Below are 25633 nucleotides of genomic sequence, written 5' to 3'. Positions count from 1 at the left end.
TGCGAAACAGCGGATGGGCGCGGTGCCCCGGTCGGCGATCGGGACACCGCGCCGGTTCCGCACTCGTTCGGGAAGGGACTCTTATGAGATCGGCGGTCTCGGCACTGCTGCGGCCCCGCCGCTGGCGGATGGTGCCGGTGGCGGTGGTGCTGCTCGTCGCGAGCGTGCTCTCGGCGGGTGGATTCGGGGTTTCCTGGGCGCTCGCGGCCAACGACTCCGACGTGGAGCTGGCGGTCACCCGGGATCGCGTGTCGCGTGTCGGAAAACAGGCGGTGATCAATTTCAACTCGATCGACCACCGCAGGGTGAAGCAGGACATGCGGCGCGCGATCGACGGGACCACCGGGCCGCTGCGTGAGGTGCTCGAGGGCAGCCGGGAGCAGCGTGTCGAGCAGGTGACCAAGGCCAAGTCGGTCACCGAGGCCGAGATCCTGGCCTCGGCCCTGACCGAGTTGAACACGCGGCAGGGCAAGGCCCGGCTGATCGCCAGTTACAAGATCACCAAGACCGAGGACGGTGGCAAGCCGACCACCAGCCGTTGGCGGGTCAGGGCCGAACTCACCAGGACCGACGGGCAGTGGAAGCTGAACCGGATGACCCCGAGCGCGGGGTGAGCGGTGTCGCTCGGGACCGCTCGACATCGATCCGTCACGGCCGCCACGAGACCGGCCGGTAACGCAGTTTTCGTGCAAGGAGAACACCCGTGAGCAACTCTCGCCGTCCCACCGGCCGCGGCCGAGGCGGTTCCGCCGTGCGCAAGCCGCGCGTGGCCGGTGCGCGCAACCGTGCCGCGACCGGTGGCGACGCCCGAAACCCCGAGGTCACCGGTGATGTCGCCGCCGACTCGCCCGCCGATTCCTCCGGTGATTCGCCAGTCGACTCGTCCGGCGAGGTTTCGGTGGACGAGCCCACCGCCACCGGTGCGGGCGGTGCGGCTCCGGTCGAGTCCGCGCCATCGATGACCTCCGCCGGGGGCGGCGCGCCGGAGAGGAGCACGGAGTTACCCGAGGAGAGCGGGGGCTTACCCGAGGAGGAGGGAACGAACACCGCGTCGGAGACCGGATCGGTGGCTGCCTCGGTCGCGACCGACGACACGGCCGAACGGCGACACGAGTCGCTCCCCGGACACGAGGGGGAGGACCTCTCGGACGGCCCTGATTCGGACGGTCCTGACTCGGGTAGTTCTGATTCGGACGGTTCGACCCCCGAGAGCTCGGACTCCGAGGGCTCGGACTCGGGCGACACCGACCCGGACGGCTCGGACCGTGGTTCCGGCGCGACCGCCGGGAGCGGTTCGGCGCGGAGCAACCGGAAGGTGCTCACGGCCGTGCTGCTGGCGCTGACCGTGGGATTCGCCGGGCTGGCCTGCTGGTTCCAGTACTCCGCTCACACGCTGCGGCACGGGGGCGCGGCAGCCAACCGGGCCCTGGTGGACGAGTCGGCGACCAGCGAGGTGAAGGGCCAGGTCGGCAAGGCCGTGGAGAAGATCTTCTCCTTCGACTACTCCAATATGGACAAAACCGAGCAGGCGGCTGGCAACGTTCTGGTCGGCGATTCGGTCGAGCAGTACGACAAGATGTTCCGAACGGTGCGCGAGCAGGCCCCCGAACAGAAGATGGTGCTGACCACCACCGTCGCCGACTCCGGGGTGACGATGTTGCGGGACGGACGCGCCGAGGTGCTGCTGTTCGTCAACCAGAACGCCACCCGCACCGAGAGCGGTGAAGGCGGTGTCTACCCGGCACAGCTCAACGTCATCGCGGTGAAACGCGGTGACCAGTGGAAGATCAGCAGCATGACCCAGCTCTGAACGACCCAGCTCTGACACCGTTCAGGAAACGTGTAGAAGCGTTCCTGAGCCGTCGTATTGCTACACGGCCTCGGCCGCACCCGTAGGTGCGGTCTTCCCGTGGCGGTACCCGTTACGGGGTCGACCGGGGCCGCTCGGCCGGCACACCTCACCACTGCCGGGCGGCGGTGGGGCGCACTCCCGGTACTCGCGTGCGCGGCAGCCACGTGCGCGGCCCTACCTGCACGGCGATCTCGCGAGAAATCGACGCCGCCGACCGCTCCGCCGAACCGATGTTCAGACCCCCACGTGGGTGTAACCGGCCCACAGCGTCGGTGCCTCCGGGTAGCGCCGCCGCAGTCGGCGCGTGGTCGCGTGCAGCACTCCCGCGGAGAACTCGGCCCGGAACTCGCCGTCGCGCGCCAGCTCCGCGTACAGCGCCGCCAGCACGTCCTCCGCCGGACCCCGGTGCATCGCCCACAGCGTGCTGATCACGTGCGCGAATCCGATGAAGGCGAACGCCCCCGCCATCGTCAGCGCCGCCGCCGACGGGGCGTCCTTCGTCCTGCACCTGGCCAGGCAGAGGAACTTCGCGTCCCCGAAGTCCCGCTGCCCGATGTCGAGCAGGTTCAGCGACCTGGCGCGGTCCTCCCGGTCCAGCACCAGTCCGGCGGCGGGTTGGGCGGCGTGCTGCGTGCTCGGTTCGCAGACGTGGATCAGCTGGTGGTGCCCGAACGCGGCGAACACGTCGTCGGCGGTGTGGTCGCGCTCCGACATGGCGGTCGCCGAGGACCAGTGCCGTGCCGGGATCCTGCCCGGTTGGTCGGGAGTCCGCTCGTCGGAGGGGCCCGCGATCAGCGCCGTGTCGGCACCGGTCCGCTCCCGCCGCCGCTTGGTAGTCAGCAGCACGCGCAGTCCCGGCGTGTGCGAGGACACCACGCGGTCCAACGCGCTGTCCCCGCCGGTCGAGGTCGCCGCGTGCAGCGGGAGGAAGGCCGCGGCACCCTGCGTGCTCCACCACAGCCTGGGCCACCGCGCTCCCTGGGGCGGTGTGCGGGTGTATCCCATCCGCTCCAGCACCGGGCGTGTGACGTGCTGCCACAGCCAGTCCAGCGTCATACCGAGGGTGCGTTCGGTGTCGGCCGTGCGCTGTGCCTGCTGCGCCGCGTTCAGCGCGGAGGCAGCGTGCTCCTCGGCCAGCTCCGGTGTCACACCGGGCAGCCGGACCACCAGGGCACGACCACCGAAGACGATCACCGCGTCCGAACGGAACTCGCTCAGGTTGATCAGCACGACCGCGCCCTCGTCGGCGGCCGTTGCCAGGGTGTCGAAGGACCACGGCCGCATCCGATCACCGCCGGACTCGTTCCGGATCTCGTCGAGCAACTCGTCCCAGGTGTCCGCCAGCCAGCGCCTGCGCCGCACGTCGTCGATGACGTCCACCCCGCCGAGGATCGGCTCCTCGGGGTGGCGGTCCAGCAGCCTGCGCAGCCGCACCGCGTCGGTGGCCAGATCCGGATGGGTCAGGTTGAGTTGCCCGAGCTCGCTGCCCGCGGGCATCAGCTCGGAAAGCAGCGCCGCACGCCCGTGCTCCAGCAGCTCCACGGCCCGCTCCGGTTTGCCCACCTCGATCGCGCAGGCCGCCGCGTCGGCGGTCACATGGGCCCAGCGGCGCTGCACCGTCGGGGTCGCCACCGCGCGCTTGCCCTGTGTGACCAGCGGAAGCAGCTCGACGGCCAGCGTGAACGATTCGAGTGCCTCGGACCAGCGGTGCGCCTGCGCCGCGAGCCTGCCGCACAGGTTGGCGGCCTTGAGGCGCTGATCGGCCGGGCCGGTCGGCAGTGTGGCCGCCTCGGTCAGCGTTCTGCGAGCCCACCGGTACAGCTTCCGCCTGCCGGTGCGGCGGTGCAGGGTCTGCAGCGCGCGGCCGAGATGGGTGGCGACCGTGACGCGTTCCGGTGCCGAGTCCGGCATGGCGATCAGCGCCCTGTCGAACATCTCGATCGCCGTTTCCAACTCGTCGTTGCGCGAGTTCAGCCGGTGCTGGTGCGTGGACACCACACCCAGCTGCGCGTAGGCGGTGTACTGCGGCGCGGTGCGCTGTTCGGAGTCCTGCAGCGCCTCACTGGCGGCGGCGTGGGCGCGATCCAGGTCGGACTGCTGGCCCGCCCGCTCGAACCGCGTGATCAGTGTGGAGGCCAGCGAGTTGAGGACCGCGCAGCGCTTGGGCGCCGTGGTCTCGGCATCCAGCGCCGCCTCACCCGCGGCCACGGCGGTGTCCAGCGCCGCGGTGTTGCCCGCGTGCATGTAGTGCCTGCGGGCCAGCGCTCCGTAGCTCGCCAGCGCCACGGCCCGGTTCGGATCGTCGGTGGCCAGGTTGCGCATCACCGGGCTGATCGTTTTCAACGCGCGGTAGAGATTGCCGGACTCGCCGCTGCTGTCCAGGTGCTCCACCGTCGCCGAGGTGAGGTTCCAGATCAGTTTGCCCAGCACCGGGTTGCCCGACTCCAGGTCGTCGAGCACCCCGAACAGCTCGTTGATCGCCGATTGCAGATCGGTCAGGTCCCCCCGCTGGCGGTAGCGCAATCGCAGCGCCTCCGCGAACCGCAGCAGCATCCAACGGCGGTGCTGTCCGTCCGGGAGCATCCCCACGCCGGTGCGCAGGTACTTGATCCCCTCGTCGAGGTCGTTCGGATCGGTGGTTCGCTCGTGTCTGCGCAGCAGTGCCGAGCCGAGGCTGATCATCAGGTCCGGGCCCTCGGGACGTTGCGCACCGTCCTGGCCGCTCGACTCCCGCAGCGCGGCCTGGAAGACCTCGATCGACTCGTCGTCCGAGTCGTTGTCGGCCGCGAGCCTGGCGTGCAGTTTCAGCGCGTTTCCCAACCTGATCAGCGCGGTGTCCCGATGGCGCGGCAGGTCCGCCGAGTCGGAGTCCGTGCCCCCCGCCCCGGCCGTGCCGGTGCGCTCGACCCCGAGCCGGGCGACGTCGACCGCCTCGACGGCCTGCTCGGCCGAGCCCTTGCGGCCGGCGCAGTCGGTCAGTGCCAGTGCCAGGTTGCTCAGGTAGAGGACCACGTCCGGATCGTCGCTGCTCGCCGCCTCCGCGGCGGAGCGGTAATAGGTCACCGCGTCCTCCAGGTGCGCGAGATCACCGGAGGCGAGGTGCGCGAGCTGGGCGGCGCTTCCCAGATTGTTGAGTACCCCGGGACGAGAGGGGTCCTGCTCCGGCAGTGCTCCGGCCGTGGCGCGCAGCACCTCGGTGACCCAGGACAGTTCCTTGAAGTCGAAGGTGCTCATCATCCGGTTGAGCGCGGCGAGCGCGTCCGCGTATCGCTGTTCGGCGTCCTGCTCCGTCGAACGGGGGGCGGCGGCACGAGCGGCTGCCGAATGGGTGGCTGTCGAATGAGCGGCTGCCGGATGGGGGGCGGCCGTGCCCTGCTGCTGTTGTGGCTGTTGCTGCCGCGGCTCTCGCTGCTCCGGTTCTCGCTGTCCCGGCTGCTCGGATGATGGGGGCTCGTCCGCCTCGTTGGTGAACCAGCTGTTTCCGGTGCCGCTCGCCCCCTGTTCCGGCGTCGGACGTTCGGTCCGGTCGTCCCGGGGGGTTCGGTCCTGCTGGTTCACCTTGTTGTCCATCCTGTTCTCCCGTGTCACCGCCGGTGCGAAACCGGGGCCGGCTCCTGGAGGCCGGCAGCGTCCATAGAGTAGGATCATGATTCCGCACGGTCACATCTCGATCGTGCCATGCCCGCTGCTCGCTGCAGACGATACGAGCGTCCCGTGCGGCTTCGCCGGGGTATCGGTCAAAAATTCGCGTCGATTGTCCGCACTGTGGGAATACGCAACGTTTTTCCGGTGTTCGAGCGCCGTCGGGAGGCGGGTCCGGTAGGGCGGCGGACACCTCGCGCGTCCCGAGCGCGCGTCCCGAGTGGGCCTCGTGGTCGCCACTCGTCGAAAGGTGGAGGCGCGGACGATGTGACTCCGATCGCGGCGTACCGTGACAGCAGCAGCGCACGGAGTGGTTCCTAACCACATCGAGTGATCCTGTTTTCCGTCGGGAGAGTGATGCGGTGTGGAGCTCTTGACTCACGGCCTCCGGGAGGTCACGCTTGTTCCCGGCAGACGCCGGAGCGGACGACGCAGGAGATGAACCAGCGGGTGATGCGGTGATCATCGGGGCGGCCAGTACTGGCCCCCTCTCGACAGCGGGCGACACGCGCGCTAGACTGCTACGTTGCGCTGCCCGCATTCTCCGTTCCCTGGCCTGAGGACTCAGTAATGGACCCCTGCGCTGGGGTTTTCCGGATTGCGGGCGCCATTGCACCCTTGACAGCCGTGCTATCCGGACACTTACACCCAACGCTCCGGAAGCGGTTGCAGCCAGTTCAGAGTCCCGGAAGGACGCATCTTGGCAGTCTCCCGCGCGACCAAGGTCTCTGCAGCTTCCAACTTCACGAGGGGGATCCCTGGGGCCCCCAGGCGGGTCTCATTCGAGAAGATCCGTGAGCCGCTGGAAGTACCAGACCTGCTCGATCTGCAGGTCCAATCCTTCGAATGGCTCGTCGGTGACGAGGCCTGGTTCCAGCGCCGGGTCGATGCCGGCGAGGAAATGCCCGTTGGTGGTCTGGGAGAGGTCCTCAACGAGATCTCCCCGATCGAGGACTTCTCGGGCTCCATGTCGCTGTCCTTTTCCGACCCGCGGTTCGATGAGGTCAAGGCCTCCATCGAGGAGTGCAAGGACAAGGACATGACCTACGCGGCTCCGCTGTTCGTCACGGCGGAGTTCATAAACCAGACGACGGGCGAGATCAAGAGCCAGACCGTCTTCATGGGGGACTTCCCCGTGATGAGCGACAAGGGCACCTTCATCATCAACGGCACCGAGCGTGTCGTGGTCTCGCAGCTGGTCCGGTCGCCCGGCGTTTACTTCGACCAGACCGTCGACAAGTCGACCGACAAGGACGTCTACAGCGCGAAGATCATCCCGAGCAGGGGTGCCTGGCTGGAGTTCGACGTCGACAAGCGCGACACCGTCGGTGTGCGGATCGACCGCAAGCGCAGGCAGCCGGTCACCGTCCTGCTCAAGGCGCTGGGATGGACCGCCGAGGGTATCCGCGAGCGGTTCGGCTTCTCCGAGACGATGCTGTCGACCCTGGAGAAGGACCACACCTCGGGCCAGGACGAGGCCCTGCTGGACATCTACCGCAAACTGCGCCCCGGCGAGCCGCCGACGAAGGAGAGCGCGCAGACGCTGCTGGAGAACCTCTTCTTCAAGGAGAAGCGTTACGACCTCGCCCGCGTCGGCCGCTACAAGGTCAACAAGAAGCTCGGCATCGACCTGCCGTTCACCTCGGGCGTGCTCACGCACGACGACATCGCCACCACCATCGAGTACCTGGTCCGGCTGCACGCGGGCGAGAACTCGATGGGCTCCGAGGACAACGACGTCCCGGTCGAGCTCGACGACATCGATCACTTCGGTAACCGCAGGCTGCGCACCGTGGGCGAGCTGATCCAGAACCAGGTGCGGGTCGGCCTCTCCCGGATGGAACGCGTCGTCCGCGAGCGCATGACGACCCAGGACGTCGAGGCGATCACACCGCAGACACTGATCAACATTCGCCCGGTCGTCGCCGCGATCAAGGAGTTCTTCGGCACCTCGCAGCTCTCCCAGTTCATGGACCAGACCAACCCCCTGGCCGGCCTGACGCACAAGCGCAGGCTCTCGGCACTGGGGCCGGGTGGTCTCTCCAGGGAGCGTGCGGGCGTCGAGGTTCGTGACGTCCACCCTTCGCACTACGGCCGGATGTGCCCGATCGAGACGCCGGAAGGGCCGAACATCGGTCTGATCGGTTCGCTGGCCACCTTCGGCCGGGTCAATCCGTTCGGGTTCATCGAGACGCCCTACCGCAAGGTGGTCGACGGTGTGGTCACCGACCAGGTGGACTACCTCACCGCCGACGAGGAGGACCGCTACACCAAGGCGCAGGCCAATACGCCGATCGACGACGACGGCAACTTCCTCGAGGACCGTGTGCTCGGTAGGCGCAAGGGCGGCGAGGTCGAGCTGCTCGCCCCCACCGAGATCGAGTACATGGACGTCTCGCCGCGTCAGATGGTCTCGGCGGCCACGGCGATGCTGCCGTTCCTGGAGCACGACGACGCCAACCGCGCCCTGATGGGTGCCAACATGCAGCGGCAGGCGGTTCCGCTGCTGCGCAGCGAGTCCCCGCTCGTCGGTACCGGCATGGAGCTCCGTGCCGCCGTCGACGCGGGCAACGTCATCACCGCGGAGAAGGCGGGTGTCGTCGAGGACCTGTGCGCCGACTACCTCACGATCATGGACGACGACGGCAACCGGCGTACCTACCGGTTGCAGAAATTCGCCCGGTCCAACCACGGGACCTGCATCAACCAGAAGCCCATCGTCAACGAGGGCGACCGGGTCGAGGCAGGGCAGGTCATCGCCGACGGTCCCTCGACCGAGGACGGCGAGATGGCGCTGGGCAAGAACCTGCTCGTCGGCATCATGCCGTGGGAGGGGCACAACTACGAGGACGCGATCATCCTCTCCCAGCGGCTGGTGCAGGACGACGTGCTCACCTCGATCCACATCGAGGAGCACGAGGTCGACGCCCGCGACACCAAGCTGGGCTCCGAGGAGATCACCAGGGACATCCCGAACGTCTCCGAGGACGTGCTCTCCGACCTCGACGAGCGCGGCATCGTCCGCATCGGTGCCGAGGTGCAGGGCGGCGACATCCTCGTCGGCAAGGTCACTCCCAAGGGTGAGACCGAGCTGACCCCGGAGGAGCGGCTGCTCCGCGCGATCTTCGGGGAGAAGGCCAGGGAGGTCAGGGACACCTCGCTGAAGGTGCCGCACGGTGAGACCGGCAAGGTCATCGGCGTCCGCGTGTTCAACCGCGAGGAGGACGACGAGCTGCCGCCCGGGGTCAACGAGCTCGTCCGGGTCTACGTGGCCCAGAAGAGCAAGATCCAGGACGGTGACAAGCTCGCCGGTAGGCACGGCAACAAGGGTGTTATCGGCAAGATCCTGCCGATCGAGGACATGCCGTTCACCAAGGACGGCACCCCGATGGACATCATCCTCAACACCCACGGTGTGCCGCGGCGTATGAACATCGGGCAGGTCCTGGAGACCCATCTCGGCTGGATCGCCTCGCAGGGGTGGTCGATCGACGGGGATCCGGACTGGGCGAAGAAGATCCCCGAGGAGCTCTACGACGTCGAGCCGGGTACCAAGACCGCCAGCCCGGTCTTCGACGGTGCTCGCGAGGAGGAGATCACCGGTCTGCTGTCGTCGACGAGGCCGAACCGCGACGGGGAGCGCGTCGTGGACGGCGACGGCAAGGCGATGCTGATCGACGGGCGCAGCGGGGAGCCGTACCCGCACCGCGTGGCGGTCGGCTACATGTACATCCTCAAGCTGCTGCACCTGGTGGATGACAAGATCCACGCACGGTCGACCGGGCCGTACTCGATGATCACCCAGCAGCCGCTGGGCGGTAAGGCCCAGTTCGGTGGCCAGCGCTTCGGTGAGATGGAGTGCTGGGCGATGCAGGCCTACGGTGCCGCCTACACGCTGCAGGAACTGCTGACGATCAAGTCCGACGACGTGCTCGGTCGCGTCAAGGTCTACGAAGCGGTCGTCAAGGGTGAGAACATCCCAGAACCGGGTATTCCGGAGTCGTTCAAGGTGCTGCTCAAGGAGTTGCAGTCGCTGTGCCTGAACGTCGAGGTGCTCTCCAGCGACGGTGCCGCCATCGAGATGCGGGACGGTGACGACGAGGACCTCGAACGCGCGGCGGCCAACCTCGGCATCAACCTGTCCAAGAACGAGGCCCCCTCGGTCGACGACGTCGTCAACTGACCTCGTCGCCGGTTCGCGGCAGCCCGCCGTGGCCGCCGCGAACCGGCCCCACGTCCACCCGGCACACACCCAACAAAGGGAGAAGATCCGACGTGCTTGACGTCAACTTCTTCGACGAACTCCGTATCGGACTGGCGACCGCCGACGAGATCCGCCAGTGGTCGTACGGCGAGGTCAAAAAACCCGAGACCATCAACTACCGCACCCTGAAGCCGGAAAAAGACGGCCTGTTCTGCGAGAAGATCTTCGGGCCCACCCGGGACTGGGAGTGCTACTGCGGCAAGTACAAGCGAGTCCGGTTCAAGGGCATCATCTGCGAGCGCTGCGGTGTCGAGGTCACTCGTGCCAAGGTGCGGCGTGAGCGGATGGGCCACATCGAGCTCGCCGCCGCTGTCACGCACATCTGGTACTTCAAGGGCGTGCCGAGCAGGCTCGGTTACCTGCTCGACCTGGCTCCGAAGGATCTCGAGAAGATCATCTACTTCGCGTCGTACGTGATCACCTCGGTCAACACCGAGATGCGGCACAACGACATGCCGACGCTGGAGAGCGAGATCGGCGTCGAACGCAAGAACATCGCCGACCAGCGTGACTCCGACCTGGAGGCGCGGGCGCAGAAGCTCGAGTCGGATCTCGCCGAGCTCGAGACCGAGGGCGCCAAGAGCGATGTCCGCCGCAGGGTCAAGGAGAGCGGCGAGCGCGAGATGCGCCAGCTCCGCGAGCGGGCGCAGAAGGAGATCGACAAGCTCGACGAGATCTGGGAGACCTTCACCAAGCTGGAGCCTCGTCAGCTGATCTCGGACGAGTCGCTGTACCGCGAGCTTTACGACCGCTACGGCGAGTACTTCACCGGCGGCATGGGCGCCGAGTCGATCGAGGCCCTGCTCGCCAACTTCGACATCGACGCCGAGGCGGAGGGACTGCGTGAGGTCATCCGCAACGGCAAGGGGCAGAAGAAGCTGCGTGCCCTCAAGCGGCTGAAGGTCGTCGCCGCGTTCCAGACGACCAAGAACAGCCCGCAGGGCATGGTGCTCGGCGCGATCCCGGTGATTCCGCCGGACCTGCGCCCCATGGTGCAGCTCGACGGTGGCCGCTTCGCGACCTCCGACCTCAACGACCTCTACCGCAGGGTCATCAACCGCAACAACCGCCTCAAGCGTCTGATCGACCTCGGCGCCCCCGAGATCATCATCAACAACGAGAAGCGGATGCTGCAGGAGTCGGTGGACGCGCTGTTCGACAACGGCAGGCGCGGCCGTCCGGTCAGCGGTCCGGGCAACCGGCCGCTGAAGTCGCTGTCCGACCTGCTCAAGGGTAAGCAGGGCCGTTTCCGGCAGAACCTGCTCGGTAAGCGCGTGGACTACTCCGGCCGTTCGGTGATCATCGTCGGTCCGCAGCTGAAGCTGCACCAGTGTGGCCTGCCGAAGGAGATGGCGGTCGAGCTGTTCAAGCCGTTCGTCATGAAGCGGCTGGTCGACCTCAACCACGCGCAGAACATCAAGTCCGCCAAGCGGATGGTCGAGCGGCAGCGCCCGCAGGTCTGGGACGTGCTCGAGGAGGTCATCTCCGAGCACCCGGTGCTGCTCAACCGTGCGCCCACGCTGCACCGGCTGGGTATCCAGGCGTTCGAACCGCAGCTCGTGGAGGGCAAGGCGGTGCAGCTGCACCCCTTGGTCTGCGAGGCTTTCAACGCCGACTTCGACGGTGACCAGATGGCGGTTCACCTGCCACTGTCCGCCGAGGCCCAGGCCGAGGCCAGGGTGCTGATGCTGTCCAGCAACAACATCCTCTCGCCCGCTTCGGGACGTCCGCTGGCCATGCCGCGACTGGACATGGTCACCGGGCTGTACTACCTGACCCGCCAGGTCGACGGTGCCACCGGTGAGGGGCACGCCTTCTCCTCGTACGACGAGGCGTTGATGGCCCACGACCGGGGATCGCTCGACCTGCAGGCGATGGTCAGGATCCGGATGAACGACATCGTCCCGGCCAAGGAGGACACGCCCGAGGACTGGGAACCCGGCAGCTCGCTGACGCTGCGAACCACCCTCGGCCGTGTGATGTTCAACGAGCTGCTGCCGGCCGACTACCCGTTCGTGAACCGGCTGCTGCCGAAGAAGGCCCAGGGCGCGATCGTCAACGATCTCGCCGAGCGCTACCCGATGGTCTCGGTCGCCCAGACGCTGGACAAGCTCAAGGACGCGGGCTTCTACTGGGCCACCAGGTCCGGTGTCACCACCGCTATCTCCGATGTGATCGTGCCGCCGAACAAGAAGGAGATCCTCGACTCCTACGAGGAGAAGGCGGACCAGGTGGAGAAGCGCTACCGGCGCGGTGCGCTCTCCCACGTCGAGCGCAACGCCGAGCTGGTCAAGGTCTGGAACGCGGCCAAGGACGACGTCTCCGAGGCGATGGAGAACAACTTCCCGGACGACAACTCGATCAGCATGATCGTGAAGTCCGGTGCCGCCGGGAACATGTCCCAGGTGGTGCAGCTCGCCGGTATGCGTGGACTGGTCTCCAACCCCAAGGGTGAGTACATCCCGCGCCCGATCAAGACCAACTTCCGAGAGGGCCTGTCGGTGCTGGAGTACTTCATCTCCAACCACGGTGCCCGTAAGGGTCTGGCCGACACCGCGCTGCGTACCGCCGACTCGGGTTACCTGACCCGTCGTCTGGTCGACGTCTCGCAGGACGTGATCGTGCGCGAGAACGACTGCGGCACCGACCGCGGTATCCGGATGCCGATCGGCGAGACCACGCCGGACGGCAAGCTGGTCCGCGAGCAGCACGTCGAGACCAGCGTCTACGCCCGGATGACCGCCGAGGACGTCACCGACTCCGACGGCAACATCCTGCTCACCAGGGGCTCGGACCTGGGTGATCCCGCCATCGAGACACTGATCTCGGCCGGTGTGAGCACCGTGCGGGTCCGCAGCGTGCTGACCTGCGAGTCCGGTTCGGGAGTCTGCTCCTACTGCTACGGCCGGTCCATGGCCACCGGCAAGCTCGTCGACGTCGGCGAGGCGGTCGGCATCGTGGCCGCCCAGTCCATCGGTGAGCCTGGTACGCAGCTGACCATGCGTACCTTCCACCAGGGCGGTGTCGGCGGTGACGACATCACGGCCGGTCTGCCGCGTGTGCAGGAGCTGTTCGAGGCCAGGCTGCCCAAGGGCAAGGCGCCGATCGCCGATGCCTCCGGACGGGTCAAGCTGGAGGACAACGACCGCTACTGGAAGATGACGCTCACCCCGGACGACGGCGGTGAGGACATCACCTACGACAAACTGTCCAAGCGGCAGCGGCTCGCGGTGCTCAACGTGGGTGGCACGGAGCGCCAGCTCGAGGACGGTGATCACGTCGAGGTCGGGCAGCGGCTCATGGAGGGTGCGGTCGATCCGCACGAGATCCTGCGCGTGCTCGGCCCGCGGGAGGCACAGCTGCACCTGGTCCGCGAGGTGCAGGAGGTCTACCGCTCGCAGGGCGTGGGCATCCACGACAAGCACGTGGAGGTCATCGTCCGGCAGATGCTGCGGCGTGTGATCATCATCGACTCCGGCGCCACCGAGTTCCTGCCCGGTTCGCCGGTCGAGCGTGCGCAGTTCGAGTCGGAGAACCGCCGCGTGGTCTCCGAGGGCGGCGACCCCGCTTCCGGCCGTCCGGTGCTGATGGGTATCACCAAGGCATCGCTGGCGACCGAGTCGTGGCTGTCGGCGGCCTCCTTCCAGGAGACCACCAGGATCCTGACCAACGCCGCGATCGAGGGCGCCAGCGACAAGCTGATCGGCCTGAAGGAGAACGTCATCATCGGTAAGTTGATCCCGGCCGGTACCGGTATCAACAAGTACCGCAACATCCAGGTGCAGCCGACCGAGGAGGCACGGGCCGCGGCCTACGCGATCCCGTCCTACGACGACGGCTACTACGCACCGGACGTGTTCGGTCCGGGTACCGGTGCTGCGGTTCCGCTGGACGACTTCGACTTCGGTCGCGACTACCGCTGACGCGAAACGGTGCGCCGAACCGGGAAGTGTTCGGCGCACCGTCGTGGTCGCCAGGCTCCCTGCTCGTCTCCTCCGAGCAGGGAGCTTTTTGTTGTGAAGCTTCGGGGGCGGTTCGCGTGCCGGTGCCGGTGGCGGAACCTCATGGGCCGTCTCGCTGCGGGATCCTCGACATCGAGTAGTTACTACGCCACGTCGAGGCTGTCCTCGCGAGACGACCCGTGAGAACCCGCGGCGGTGCGGGCCGCGTAGCCGTAACTGGTCGGCGTCGTTCGATCCGTCGATTTCCCGCGTAATCGCCCGGACTCTTCGACGGGGTGACCAGCTCCGACCACCCTCGCGGGCCAGACTCCCACCACGCCCGTGGTCCGAGCCCCGACCCCGCAGGCCGAACTCCAACCACCCTCGCAGCGGTACCGACCGCGGGTTCTCCGGTGCGGCTCTCGCGAGGAAGGCCCGACGTTGTGTAGGTCGCTACCCGATGTCGGGCCTCCCCGGAGCGAGAGCCGCACCGGAGGTTCCGCCGAGTGCGGATTCCGGCAGGCCGACCGGAAGTACTTCACCGGTCAGCGGAGGTCAGCTCTCCAGGTCCTCCAGCGTCTTGCGCACCCGCTGCAGTTCCGCCTCCAACTCGGCCAGCCTGGCCTCGTGCTGCTGGCGGGCCTCGGAAAGCACCGACTCGATCGCTTCCGAGATGTCGTCGTGCAGTTCACCGGCCGCCTTGGAAACGGCGGAGGCGGCGATCGGGAGTCCCTGCACGATCTTCTTGCCCGCGTGCGTCAGATCGGCCTGCCACTCGCCCTCGGCGGTTCCACTGACCGTCAGCGTCAGTTCCACCTGACGTGTCTTGCGCGCACCGGTCTGCTTGCGCCCCTTGGCCTTTTTCTGGGTGCCCTGCTCCGCGTTGCCGTTGCTCGCCTCGGCGTTCTCGGTTCCCCGCTCCGTATCACCCTGCTCCGTATCACCCTGCTCAGTGACGCCCTGGGCGGTGACGTTCTGCTCGGTGGTGGGCTGTTCCCGCTCCGGAGCGCTCTGCTCGGCGGTGGGCTGCTCGGTGGCCACGTCTTGTTGTTCGTTCACGTTTCCTCTCTCGGTCACACCAGCGAAAAAGGTCAGGATAGAACGCCTGTTCGATACTGCTTCGTGCGGTGCTGCCGTAGTCACGGCGGGAAGCGGCCCTGATGACCAACGCCCCGGCTCCGTCGTCGTGCCCTCGAACTTCCGGTTCAACTCTCCGACAGAACACGTAACAACGTTCGCAGCGCCGGCCCGAACGCGTGTCCCGGCGGAGCGGCGTAACCGATCACCAGACCCTCCTGTCGCCGCCGGTCGTCCATCCAGTGTTCGGCGAGACCTTCCACCGCCACGGAGTGCCGACGCAGTCGTCGCAGCACCCGTTGTTCGGAAAGCCCTTCCGGAGCCAGTCGCAGCGTCAGGTGCAGGCCTGCCGCTATCCCCGCGGGATACAGCTCGTGGCGCACCTCGGATTCGGTGAGCGCGGCCACGATCCGCCGTCGCCGTCGCTCGTAACCGGCCCGGCAGCGCCGCACATGTTGATCGTAGCTTCCGGAGCGCAGCATCTCGGCGAGGGTGAGTTGTTCCGTCACCGGGGGTGTTCGGTCGCCGTCGGCCTTGCGTTCGCGCACCGGCTCCACCAGTCGCTCCGGCAGCGCCAGCCAGGCGAGCCGAAGTCCGGGCGCCAGGGTTTTGCTCGCCGTTCCGGCGTAGATCACCTGTTCCGGTGCCCACCGCTGCAGCGCCCCGACCGGTTCGCGGTCGAACCGGAACTCACCGTCGTAGTCGTCCTCGACGACCAGCCTGTCCTCGGTTCGCGCGAGCCTGCTCAGTTCGGCGCGTCGTGCCGCGGACATGGTCACGCCCAGCGGGTACTGGTGTGCCGGTGTCACCACGAGGACGGGGCTGTGCGAACCACGCGGATCGAAGCCTGACTCGTCCAGCGGGACCCCGTTCACCCGCAGACCCGCCTCGCCCGCGATATCGCGCAACTTCGGCAGCGACGGGTCCTCGAAGTCCACCGAAGGCGTCCCGCGCCGCAGCAGCACCTCCGCGAGGACCCGTAGGGCCTCGCCGTAACCGCCGAACACGGCGATCCGTTCCGGTGAGGTGCGAACTCCCCGAACTCTCCCCAGGTATTCGGCCAACGCCTCCCGCAGCAGCGGATGGCCGGCCGGGTGGCCGTAGTCGAGCTCAGCCGCGGGCACGTGGCGGAGCGCGCGTCGCTGGGCGGCCAGCCAGTCGGAACGGGGGAACATGCTCAGGTCCGGTTTCCCCGGGCGCAGGTCCCAGTGGAGGTCGGTGGGTCGCCGGACCGGTGACTCCCTGGCGTGCCTGCGGATCGGGGGCTCGGTGTCGGCGACGACGGTCGAGGCCCCCTGTCGGGTGAGGAGCAACCCCTCGGCCACGAGCAGTTCGTAGGCGCGGGTGACGGTGCCCCGGGACACTCCGAGGTCGTCGGCCAGGTCCCGGGTGGAGGGAACTCTGCTTCCCGGCGGGAGCCTGTCCTCGCGGATCGCGGTTCGCAGTGAGGCCGCCAGCTCGCCGCTGCCCACTCTCGCCCGCGGGTCCAGGTGGAGGTCGATGCCACCCGTCCCGGAGCGATCCGAACTGGACCTGTCGTCACGCATCGAACTGGACCATATCCGCGCCCCGCGAGTGCATAGATTCGCACCATGACCGAACAACGCATGAACCTCGCCGAAGCCACCCCGGAGGTCTACCGGGCGATGCGGAACCTGGAGCAGTCGATCCAGGAGGAGTTGAAACGAACCGGCGTGGAGAAGGAGATCTACGAACTGGTCAAGATCCGGGCCTCGCAGCTCAACGGCTGCGCGTTCTGCCTGGACATGCACCTGTCGGACTCGCGCGAGCTCGGCATCTCCCAACAACGGCTCGACGTGCTGCCCGCCTGGCGGGAGGTGGAGCTCTACTCCGAGCGGGAGCGCGCGGCGCTGGAACTGGCCGAGGCGGTCACCCTCGTGAGTGAGAGCCACGTCGACGACGAGGTGTGGCAGCGGGTGCGCGAGACTTTCTCCGAGGCGGAGGCGGCCGTGTTGACCTGGGCCGCCACGGGGATCAACAGCTGGAACCGGCTGGCGATAACCTCGCGCGCGCAGCCGCCGCGGCGGAGTCGGGCCGAGGGGGCGGACTGATCGGTTCATCGTGGGATCGGGTTCCGGCCCGGTTGGTACTCTTTCGGTCGTGGCGGTGATCCGGATTCCCCGGTACTTCGGATCCCTCCGGCCGCGAACCGATCGGTCCGGGTCGTTCGTCATCGGGTCGTTCGCGGTGGAACGCGGGAACGGGTGAACTTCCTGGAGCCGCTCGACGTGATCGTGCGACTGTCGGAATCGGACACCCGGCGAGTGTCCGGACGCCGTCGTTATCGGCCACGTCGAGCGTTTCCGGATTCGCGGCCCGGCAAGACCGAACCGAGCAGGAGTAGTCCCCCGATGACCGACAGGCAGTCCAGGCCCGCCCAGGCCGGCGGCCAACCCGGTGCGGTCCGGCAGTTGAGCTGGTCGGACCGACTGCGCGGCGCGTTGCTCGGCGGAGCGGTCGGTGACGCGCTGGGTGCGGGGGTGCGTGGTTGGAGTTCGTCAGCCATCCGGCAGTGGCTCGGCCCGCGCGGTGTCGTGGACAACCTGCCCGTGTTCGGTAACCGCGGTGGTGTCACGGATCTGACCCAACTGACGGTGTTCACCATGGACGCCCTGCTGCGCGCCCGTGCCACGGGGGAGCAGGATCCGCTTCCGGTGATCCGTGCCAACCACCTGGCCTGGTTGTACACCCAGGGAGTGCCCTGGCCGTACGCCATGTCCGGCTACTGGCGCAGTCACCCCGAACCCACGGGTTGGTTGCTCGGCAGGTCGGAGCTTTTCTCCACCCGGAATGCCGGTGGTCCCGCGCTTCGCACGCTGTCGGCGTTGACCGACCGGATACCGGCCGAACAGCTCACCCCCGGGCAGCCCTCGGCCGTCCCACCCGAGGAACAGCCCTTCGCGGACTGTCTGGTGTGGACCGCTCCGGTGATGGTCTGGAGTGGCGAGGCCCGGACCGTCAACGCGGTGGCCTCGCGGGTTCCGTGGCTGCTGACCTCGCACTACGAGACCCGCGCCGCCTGCGCGTTGCACTCGGACGTGCTCGGCGCGCTCATCAACGGCATCCCGCTGTGGGACGCGGTGCGCTCCTGGGAGCTTCACCGTTCGCAGCTGGAGCAGGGCGTGCCGCCCGCCGGTGTGCTGCGGACGTTGCACGCGGCCGTGTTCACCGCTCGCCAGGGCGGACCGGTCGATCCGCGTGTGCTGGACATCGAGTTCTGCCCGTCCAACGGGCTGGGGGAGCTGGGGATCGCCTTCGCCTCGGTGGCCTCGGCGGCCACGTTCGCGGACGCGGTCACCGCCGCGGTCAACCACTCCGCGGACAGCAGCATCGCCGGGGCGCTGGCCGGCCAGCTGGCCGGGGCGATACACGGTGCGGCGGCCATTCCCGAACGGTGGGCGGCCGAGCTGGAGATCCGCGAGATCGTCAACACCCTGTCCACCGACGCGGCGGAGGCGTTCGCCCCGCCACCACCCGCTCCGAAGTGGGCGCAGCGCTACGTCGACGACAGCGCCGAGCGGGCACGCGGCCTGGACTCCACCGCCTGGACGGTGGACGCGGCCGCCCCTCCCACCCAGGTGCTGCCCGCGATCGGGAAGGAGCACCAGCCGCCTCCCGAACCGCCCGTGGGTCCCGAGCCGTACGCCGAGGCCGAGAACGACGCCGGCGCCCCCACCGTGGAGAGCGCCACGGCTCGGCCGCCCGTGCGGGGAACCGATCCGGGAACCGACCGGATCGTGTTGCGCGGTAGCCCCGAACATCCCCCTGCCCCCGAACATCCTCCGGACTCCGAGCACCTCCCGGGGGCCGGGGCGACCGCGAGTTCCGAGCAGGTTTCCGAGTCCCCGTGGCAGGAGCCCCCCGGGGCGGGCGCGGGCAACGGTGGCCCCGGGCCGGTGGGAGACATCGCCGACATCGACCGTCCGGAGAGCACGCCCGTTCCCAGCGTGGACGAGGGAGTCGCCGACTCGACCGACCCGCTGGCACGGGGGTATCTCGCTCCTTCGGGGGAAGAGCACCCCGCCGCGCCGGACACCTCGCACGGCGAGACCGTCTCTCCCGACGAATCCGGTGCCGGGAGCGGCGAACGTGCGGATCCGTTCCTCGCGCCGGAGGACACCGAAACATCGGCCGCGCCGCGGATCCGGTTGCCCGGTGTCGACCAGCTGCCGCCGTTACCGGGCAGCAGGACCACCGGAGCTCCGCCCACCGAGACGGCTTCACCGGAGCTGTCCTCGGTGCTCGACTCGTCCCCGGACGTGCCGTGGCCACCGGAAGCCGAACGATCGGTTCGGCAGTCCACGGCGGGATCGGTGGACGAGGAGGTGGCGACGGACCGGGAAGGCACCCCGGATGTCTCCGAGCCCAGCGATGGGTCGTTCGTGACACCGCCCGCTCCCGCTCGGGCCGGTTCCGGCGTGGACGAGAGCGTTCGACGACCTTCCGCCGAGCGAGAGGTCCCTGTAGACCGAGAGACCCCTGTAGACCGAGAGACCCCTGGGGAATCCGCCCCCGTCGCCGAAGCGGAGACCGATCACCCGTGGCCCGAACCGACCACGGGGGACGCCGACGCGACAACAGCCGCTCGTGGCGAGGTGGACGACGATCTCGGCCAGGAGGCCGGGGGCGGTCCCGGTGAACAACCCGCCGAATACGCTCCCGACCCCCCTGCCGAGCACTCCACTGGGCCTGCCGAGCACTCCGCTGAGCACCTTGTCGAGTACTCCACCGAGCCTGCCGAGTACTCGGCCGAGCCCCCGGTGGAGCGGGACGACCCGTCGATCGAGTCCACCCACCACGCGTCGGGTGGTGCCTCCACCACCGAGGCGCAGCCGAGTGGCCCGCATGTCGGGGGAGGGCACGCGATCACCGAGGACGCCGATGCGGCCCCCCACTCACTGACCGAACGAATCCTGGGGTGTCTGCTGGGCGGAGCGTTGGGAGATGCCCTGGGGGCGGGTGTCACCCCGCTGAGCGCCGAGGAAATCGCCGATCGTCACGGTGCGGGGGGTCCCGTCGCGCTTCCGGAGTACGCCGGGAGACCCGGATCGGTGACCGCGGCCACACAGACCGTGCTGTTCAGCGCCGAGGGGCTGATTCGTGCCTGCACCGGGCACTCGGACTCACCGGATGCCGTGGACCCGCTGCCGGAGTCGCGGCTCGCGGCCCAGCGCTGGTTGTACAGCCAGGGCGTTTCCTGGCGGTGGGCGCTCGGTGGCCTGGCCGACGATCACCCGGAGCCGGACGGTTGGCTGGTCGAGGTGCCCGAGCTGTTCGCCGTGCGTTCGCCCGGTTCCGCCGTGTACAGCGAGCTGGAGGCGTTCGGTGAGCGTTCCGCGCACGGTGAGCAGACGGCTCCCGTGGACAACTCCACCGGTTGTGGCGCGCTCGTACGTGCCACCCCGGCGGCCTTCTGGTCCGCCGAGCCCGTCGAGGTCTTCGAGGTCGGGGTGCGGCTGGCCTCACTGACCCACGGGCATCCGAGCGGTTATCTGCCCGCGGGGGCGTTCGCTGTGATCGTGCAGCAGGCTGTACTGGGCAAGGGGCTCGACGAGGGGGTCTGGCTGGCGCTGCAGGTACTGGAGACCTGGCAGGGTCACGAGGACACCAGTGCGGCGCTCGCCACCGCGGTGGATGTCGCCGCCGAGGGCACGCCGGATCCCGAACGGCTCGCGCGGCGGTTGGGCGGTGGCCGGAGCGCGGCGGAGGTGCTCGCCATAGCCGTGTGCGCGACGTTGGCGTCGGAGGACGTGCGTGGTGCGCTGCGCGTCGCGGTTCGCCACTCGGGTAACAGCAGTGCGAGCGGAGCGGTCTGCGGCTCCATCGTCGGCGCGTTGCTGGGTGTGGGGGCGTTGCCGATGGATTGGCTGGCCGAGCTCGAACTCCGTGAGGTCGTGCAGCGGATGGCGATGGACTGCGTCGCGGCCTTCGACGCTCGACTGCGGCCGGAGGAGAACTCCGATGCGAGTTCTCCCGCCTCGGACGGCGAGTGGCGTCGCAGGTATCCCTCCCGGATCGTCGGGGAGGGCGAGGTGGGCTCGGCTCGCCCCGGGCAACGCTCTTCGAGCGAGGAGTCACCCGGGTCGCTCGCGGAGCCGGAAGCGTCCGGGGAACCTCCCGCACCGGAAGCGGGGCGGCGCGACGGGAGTTCGCCGCTTCCCGGCACGGAGCGGGCGTTCGACGAGCCCGCGACGCCAGCCGCGCGGGAGCCGGAGTCCGGCGCCGTGGCCTCCCCGGAGGCTCGCGCGGTCCACACCGACGCGCTCGGTTCCCCGGAGAAGCACGATCGACCGGACGTCGACAACGCGGAGCGCCGGGTTTCCGAGGAGCCCGAGCTCGCCGCGGAGCGTTCCGAGACGCCCGCCGCGACGGGAAGTGATGAAGGCGTCGCCTTCGACACCTCGGTTCCGACCGAGCCCTCGGACTCGTGGTTCGAAGCCGGACGGGCGTCGAGCCCCGGAACCGGTTCCGGTGGGAGCACCGGATGGACCGAACCCGGCGAGCCGGAAGTGGGTTTCGATGCCGCCGCGTTCGGCTCGAACGCTCCGGAAGGTGGGGAAACCGTCGATTCCTTCCCCGAATCGGATGATGTTCGGCGAACTCACGTGATTCCGACCGTGCCCGACGAGGTCGGTCACCCTGATGTCTCCGCTCGCCCCGCCGCGGCCGGGCACATCGACGGCCCCGGGCACATCGACGGCCCCGGGTACTCCGAGGCCACCGACGGCCCCGACGTCCCCGGCCGTCCCGCCGCGGTCGCTCGCGACGGTACGGTCCCGGACAACGGTGACTCCGAATCCGCCGTGGCTGCTCCCCGGAGGGCCGGCGCGGCTCCGGAGGGCGGGCCCGGCCGGAGCGTCGACTCCGGTCCCGAGCTTCAGCCGGAGTCCGAGGGGCGGGCGGTCGGTTCCGACGACGCGGAACCGCGTCCGCGAGCGGGGCGCGGTGATCAGGGAGCGGGCGGCGAGCAGTCGCATCATCCCAAACCGGCTCCTCGACGGATCAACAGCGTCAGCTCCGGGCAGCTCGATGTGCTGGACGATTCCTGATCGAGGTTTTCCGGCCGGGTTGTAGTGCCACTCGCTCGGCCGGACCTCCCGCCGGCTCTCGCCGCGGGTAGCCGACATCGGGTAGCCGACCCGCGCGACGTCGGGCCTTCCTCGCGGGAGCGCGACGCTGGATAACAGCGGGGACACTGGATAACAGCGGGTGGGGCGGCCCGGGGGCGTGCTCGGGTATCCACAGTGCGGGAGCCTGGTGGCCAGGTGCTCGCGATCTCTTGTCTTCCGCAGTAAAGTCGGATGCGGACGTTGGCGAGTCGGGCGCGCACCCCCGTTTTGACCCTCTGCAAACGGGGCAGGTATCTTTATGACTTGGACCCGAAACCCCTCGGGTCACTCCGCATGTCCGTGCGCGAGAACCGCCCGCGTGGTCGGCGGGGGAGCGCCCGTGGATGGTGCGGAACTCTCCTGACGGCCCACCGGGGCACTGCCCGCTGGGACGCCGCCCCGCCGAACGGCTGAGGAACGGGCGACACGCCCGACCTCGTGTCGCGGGTGAGGGCGCGGGAGAGGCCCAAGTACACAGAGACCTACGTACGCGGTGCTCGGCGCCAGGGGTGCGAACGGTGCTCGAACGAGCGCTGCTGTTAACGAGTACCACCAAGACGCGAACGCTCGAGAAGAAAGCCGGTCCATGCCCACCATCCAGCAGCTGGTCCGAAAGGGCCGCCACGACAAGGCCGCGAAGGTGACGACCGCGGCGCTCAAGGGAAGCCCGCAGCGCCGTGGTGTGTGCACCCGCGTGTACACCACGACTCCGAAGAAGCCGAACTCGTCACTGCGCAAGGTCGCTCGTGTCAAGCTCACCAGCGGCGTCGAGATCACGGCCTACATCCCCGGCGAGGGGCACAACCTGCAGGAGCACTCGATCGTGCTCGTCCGCGGTGGCCGTGTGAAGGACCTCCCAGGTGTCCGCTACAAGATCATTCGCGGTTCGCTCGACACGCAGGGCGTGAAGAATCGTAAGCAGGCTCGCAGCCGGTACGGAGCGAAGAAGGAGAAGAGCTGATGCCCCGGAAGGGTCCTGCACCGAAGCGGCAGCTGAACGCCGATCCCGTGTACAGCTCGCCGCTGGTCACTCAGCTGGTGAACAAGGTCCTGGTGGACGGCAAGCGCTCGCTCGCCGAGCGCATCGTCTACTCCGCGCTCGAGGGGTGCCGCGAGAAGACCGGCACCGACCCGATCGTGACGCTCAAGCGCGCACTGGACAACATCAAGCCCTCGCTGGAGGTACGCAGCCGCCGTGTCGGTGGCGCGACCTATCAGGTCCCGGTCGAGGTGCGCGCCGGCCGCTCCACCACGCTGGCCCTGCGCTGGGTGGTTCGTTTCTCCCGGCAGCGTCGTGAGAAGACGATGACCGAGCGCCTGACCAACGAGCTGCTCGATGCCAGCAACGGTCTCGGTGCGAGTGTCAAGAAGCGCGAGGACACGCACAAGATGGCGGAATCCAACAAGGCTTTCGCGCATTACCGGTGGTGAGGCCGGGCACGGCTGTATTGCCCGCCTCGGCTCACCGATTCGACGGCTTCAGGCTTGCTGTAGGAACGGGGACTAACTCGTGGCACGCGACGTGCTGACCGACCTGACCAAGGTCCGCAACATCGGCATCATGGCCCACATCGACGCGGGCAAGACCACCACGACCGAACGGGTTCTGTACTACACCGGGATCAACTACAAGCTCGGTGAGGTACACGACGGCGCCGCGACGATGGATTGGATGTCGGAGGAGCAGAAGCGGGGTATCACGATTACCTCGGCTGCCACCACGACGTTCTGGCAGGAACATCAGATCAACCTCATCGACACCCCCGGGCACGTCGACTTCACCGCCGAGGTGGAGCGTTCGCTGCGCGTGCTCGACGGCGCCGTCGCCGTGTTCGACGGCAAGGAGGGGGTCGAGCCCCAGTCCGAGCAGGTGTGGCGCCAGGCGGACAAGTACGGCGTCCCGCGCATCTGTTTCGTCAACAAGATGGACAAGATGGGCGCCGACTTCTACTTCACCCTCGGCACCATCCGGGAACGACTCAACGCCAAGCCGCTGGTGCTGCAACTGCCCATCGGCAGCGAGTCCGACTTCGAGGGTGTTGTCGACCTGGTCAGCATGAAGGCGCTGACCTGGCGTGGTGACGTGGCCAAGGGCGCGCAGTACGAGCTCGAGGACATCCCGGCCGATCTGGTCGAGACCGCCAACGAGTACCGCAACGAGCTGCTCGAGTCGGTCGCCGAGTCCAGTGAAGAGCTCATGGAGGCCTACTTCGGCGGTGAGGAACTGACCGTCGAGCAGATCAAGCAGGGCATCCGTGCGCTCACGCTGAGCCAGGAGGCCTTCCCCGTGCTGTGCGGGACCGCCTTCAAGAACAAGGGCGTGCAGCCGATGCTGGACGCGGTCGTGGAGTACCTCCCCTCGCCGCTGGACATTCCCGCGGTGCAGGGCGTGCTGCCGGGCTCCGGCGACGCCGCCGAGCGGCAGGCCAGCACCGAGGAGCCCTTCTCGGCCCTGGCGTTCAAGGTGGCCGTGCACCCGTTCTACGGCAAGCTCACCTACGTCCGGGTCTACTCGGGCAAGATCGAGCAGGGTGCCCAGGTGATGAACTCCATCCGGGACCGCAAGGAGCGCATCGGCAAGCTGTTCCAGATGCACTCCAACAAGGAGAACCCGGTCGAGGAGGGACAGGCCGGGCACATCTACGCGGTCGTCGGGCTGAAGGACACCAGCACCGGTGACACCCTGTGCGACCCGCAGAACCAGATCGTTCTGGAGTCGATGAGCTTCCCCGACCCGGTCATCGAGGTCGCGATCGAGCCCAAGACCAAGGCCGATCAGGAGAAGCTGTCCACCTCGATCCAGAAACTCGCCGAAGAGGACCCGACCTTCCAGGTCAAGTTCGACGAGGAGACCGGGCAGACCATCGTCAAGGGCATGGGTGAGCTCCACCTCGAGGTCCTGGTCAACCGGATGAAGACCGACTTCAAGGTCGAGGCCAACATCGGCAAGCCGCAGGTCGCCTATCGCGAGACGATCCGCAAGTCGGTCCAGAAGCACGAGTTCACGCACAAGAAGCAGACCGGTGGTTCCGGTCAGTTCGCGCGTGTGGTCGTCAACCTGGATCCGATCGAGCAGAGCTCGGAGAGCGCGACCTACGAGTTCGACAACCAGATCACCGGTGGGCGTATCCCCCGCGAGTACATTCCGTCGGTGGACGAGGGCGCGCAGGACGCCATGCAGGTCGGTGTGCTGGCGGGCTATCCGATGGTCGGTGTCAAGATGACCTTGGTGGACGGCCAGTACCACGAGGTGGACTCGTCGGAAATGGCGTTCAAGGTCGCCGGTTCGATGGCGATGAAGGAGGCCTGCTCCAAGGCCAGTCCCGCGCTGCTCGAACCGTTGATGGCGGTCGAGACGACGACACCCGAGGAATACATGGGTGAAGTCATCGGCGACCTCAACTCCCGCCGTGGTCACGTTCAGGCCATGGAGGAGCGTGGCGGTTCCCGCGTTGTCAAGGCGCTGGTGCCGCTGTCCGAAATGTTCGGGTACGTGGGCGATCTGCGTTCCAAGACGCAGGGTCGCGCGAACTACTCGATGGTGTTCGACTCCTACGGCGAGGTTCCGGCGAACGTGGCCAAGGAGATCATCGCGAAGGCCACGGGGGAGTAACTCCGCTGTGGCCCGACATCGGCCCGTTTCCGCGCTCGGGACAACGGGCCGATGGCACAACCCGACAGGATTCCGCCCGGAGCTGGCTCCCACGCGAGAGGGCGCGTGACCCGA

12 protein-coding genes are annotated in these 25633 nt (G+C 68.2%); 9 read left to right on the top strand and 3 right to left on the bottom strand.

Features of this window, described 5'->3' with window-relative positions; genetic code table 11:
* The first annotated feature begins 83 nt into the window (after positions 1-83).
* Together BM394_RS08760 and BM394_RS08755 are read left to right on the top strand one after the other, a co-directional pair.
* Positions 84-614 (top strand): hypothetical protein, encoded by a 531-nt coding sequence (locus BM394_RS08760; protein ID WP_092976529.1) that lies wholly within the window; start codon positions 84-86, stop codon positions 612-614.
* An 89-nt stretch (positions 615-703) separates the two neighbouring features.
* Positions 704-1810 (top strand): hypothetical protein, encoded by a 1107-nt coding sequence (locus tag BM394_RS08755; RefSeq protein WP_092976526.1) that lies wholly within the window; start codon positions 704-706, stop codon positions 1808-1810.
* 276 nt (positions 1811-2086) lie between these two features.
* On the opposite strand, the gene BM394_RS08750 is transcribed toward BM394_RS08755, so the two are convergent.
* Entirely contained in the window at positions 2087-5422 is a 3336-nt protein-coding gene (locus BM394_RS08750) for a CHAT domain-containing protein (protein WP_092977194.1), read from the bottom strand.
* Positions 5423-6194: 772 nt separating this feature from the next.
* Between BM394_RS08750 and rpoB the strand changes: the two genes are divergently transcribed.
* Complete coding sequence (gene rpoB, locus BM394_RS08745; RefSeq protein ID WP_092976523.1) at positions 6195-9677, top strand: DNA-directed RNA polymerase subunit beta; 3483 nt, start codon at positions 6195-6197, stop codon at positions 9675-9677.
* A 92-nt stretch (positions 9678-9769) separates the two neighbouring features.
* Positions 9770-13681 carry a DNA-directed RNA polymerase subunit beta' gene (locus BM394_RS08740; RefSeq protein ID WP_092976520.1) on the top strand — a complete coding sequence of 1304 codons (3912 nt, stop codon included), beginning with the start codon at positions 9770-9772 and terminating at the stop codon, positions 13679-13681.
* Positions 13682-14254: 573 nt separating this feature from the next.
* On the opposite strand, the gene BM394_RS08735 is transcribed toward BM394_RS08740, so the two are convergent.
* Together BM394_RS08735 and pdxR are read right to left on the bottom strand one after the other, a co-directional pair.
* Positions 14255-14758 carry a DUF6319 family protein gene (locus BM394_RS08735; RefSeq protein ID WP_092977193.1) on the bottom strand — a complete coding sequence of 168 codons (504 nt, stop codon included), beginning with the start codon at positions 14756-14758 and terminating at the stop codon, positions 14255-14257.
* Between the two features lie 146 nt (positions 14759-14904).
* Positions 14905-16323, bottom strand: coding sequence for a MocR-like pyridoxine biosynthesis transcription factor PdxR (gene pdxR, locus BM394_RS08730; protein ID WP_092976517.1), 1419 nt, complete (start codon positions 16321-16323; stop codon positions 14905-14907).
* Positions 16324-16368: 45 nt separating this feature from the next.
* Between pdxR and BM394_RS08725 the strand changes: the two genes are divergently transcribed.
* The 5 genes from BM394_RS08725 (at position 16369) to fusA (ending at position 25519) form a co-directional block, all read left to right on the top strand.
* The gene (locus tag BM394_RS08725; RefSeq protein ID WP_092976514.1) at positions 16369-16848 is read left to right on the top strand and encodes a carboxymuconolactone decarboxylase family protein; all 480 of its coding nucleotides are present in this window, start codon (positions 16369-16371) and stop codon (positions 16846-16848) included.
* Positions 16849-17148: 300 nt separating this feature from the next.
* On the top strand, positions 17149-21846 hold the full coding sequence (locus BM394_RS08720; RefSeq protein ID WP_092977192.1) for an ADP-ribosylglycohydrolase family protein: 4698 nt from the start codon (positions 17149-17151) through the stop codon (positions 21844-21846).
* A 646-nt stretch (positions 21847-22492) separates the two neighbouring features.
* Positions 22493-22867: a 30S ribosomal protein S12 gene (rpsL, locus tag BM394_RS08715; protein WP_043570381.1), complete on the top strand. Its 375-nt coding sequence runs from the start codon at positions 22493-22495 to the stop codon at positions 22865-22867.
* Positions 22867-23337 carry a 30S ribosomal protein S7 gene (rpsG, locus tag BM394_RS08710; protein WP_092626238.1) on the top strand — a complete coding sequence of 157 codons (471 nt, stop codon included), beginning with the start codon at positions 22867-22869 and terminating at the stop codon, positions 23335-23337. Before rpsL ends, rpsG begins: the two co-directional genes overlap by 1 nt.
* Positions 23338-23416: 79 nt before the next feature.
* Positions 23417-25519, top strand: a complete 2103-nt coding sequence (gene fusA / locus BM394_RS08705) for an elongation factor G (RefSeq protein WP_092925858.1) — start codon at positions 23417-23419, stop codon at positions 25517-25519.
* Positions 25520-25633 lie beyond the last annotated feature (114 nt).

The sequence above is a fragment of the Actinopolyspora lacussalsi subsp. righensis genome, assembly GCF_900116555.1.
GTDB lineage: Bacteria > Actinomycetota > Actinomycetes > Mycobacteriales > Pseudonocardiaceae > Actinopolyspora > Actinopolyspora lacussalsi.
This window is presented reverse-complemented; position numbering and strand designations above follow the sequence as displayed.

What these genes read in the sequence shown, in the direction of transcription:
- BM394_RS08760 (WP_092976529.1), top strand. Translation starts at nt 84, where the DNA reads ATGAGATCGGCGGTCTCGGCACTGCTGCGGCCCCGCCGCTGGCGGATG.
- pdxR (WP_092976517.1), bottom strand. Translation starts at nt 16,323, where the DNA reads ATGCGTGACGACAGGTCCAGTTCGGATCGCTCCGGGACGGGTGGCATC.
- rpsL (WP_043570381.1), top strand. Translation starts at nt 22,493, where the DNA reads ATGCCCACCATCCAGCAGCTGGTCCGAAAGGGCCGCCACGACAAGGCC.
- rpsG (WP_092626238.1), top strand. Translation starts at nt 22,867, where the DNA reads ATGCCCCGGAAGGGTCCTGCACCGAAGCGGCAGCTGAACGCCGATCCC.
- BM394_RS08725 (WP_092976514.1), top strand. Translation starts at nt 16,369, where the DNA reads ATGACCGAACAACGCATGAACCTCGCCGAAGCCACCCCGGAGGTCTAC.
- BM394_RS08720 (WP_092977192.1), top strand. Translation starts at nt 17,149, where the DNA reads ATGACCGACAGGCAGTCCAGGCCCGCCCAGGCCGGCGGCCAACCCGGT.
- BM394_RS08750 (WP_092977194.1), bottom strand. Translation starts at nt 5,422, where the DNA reads ATGGACAACAAGGTGAACCAGCAGGACCGAACCCCCCGGGACGACCGG.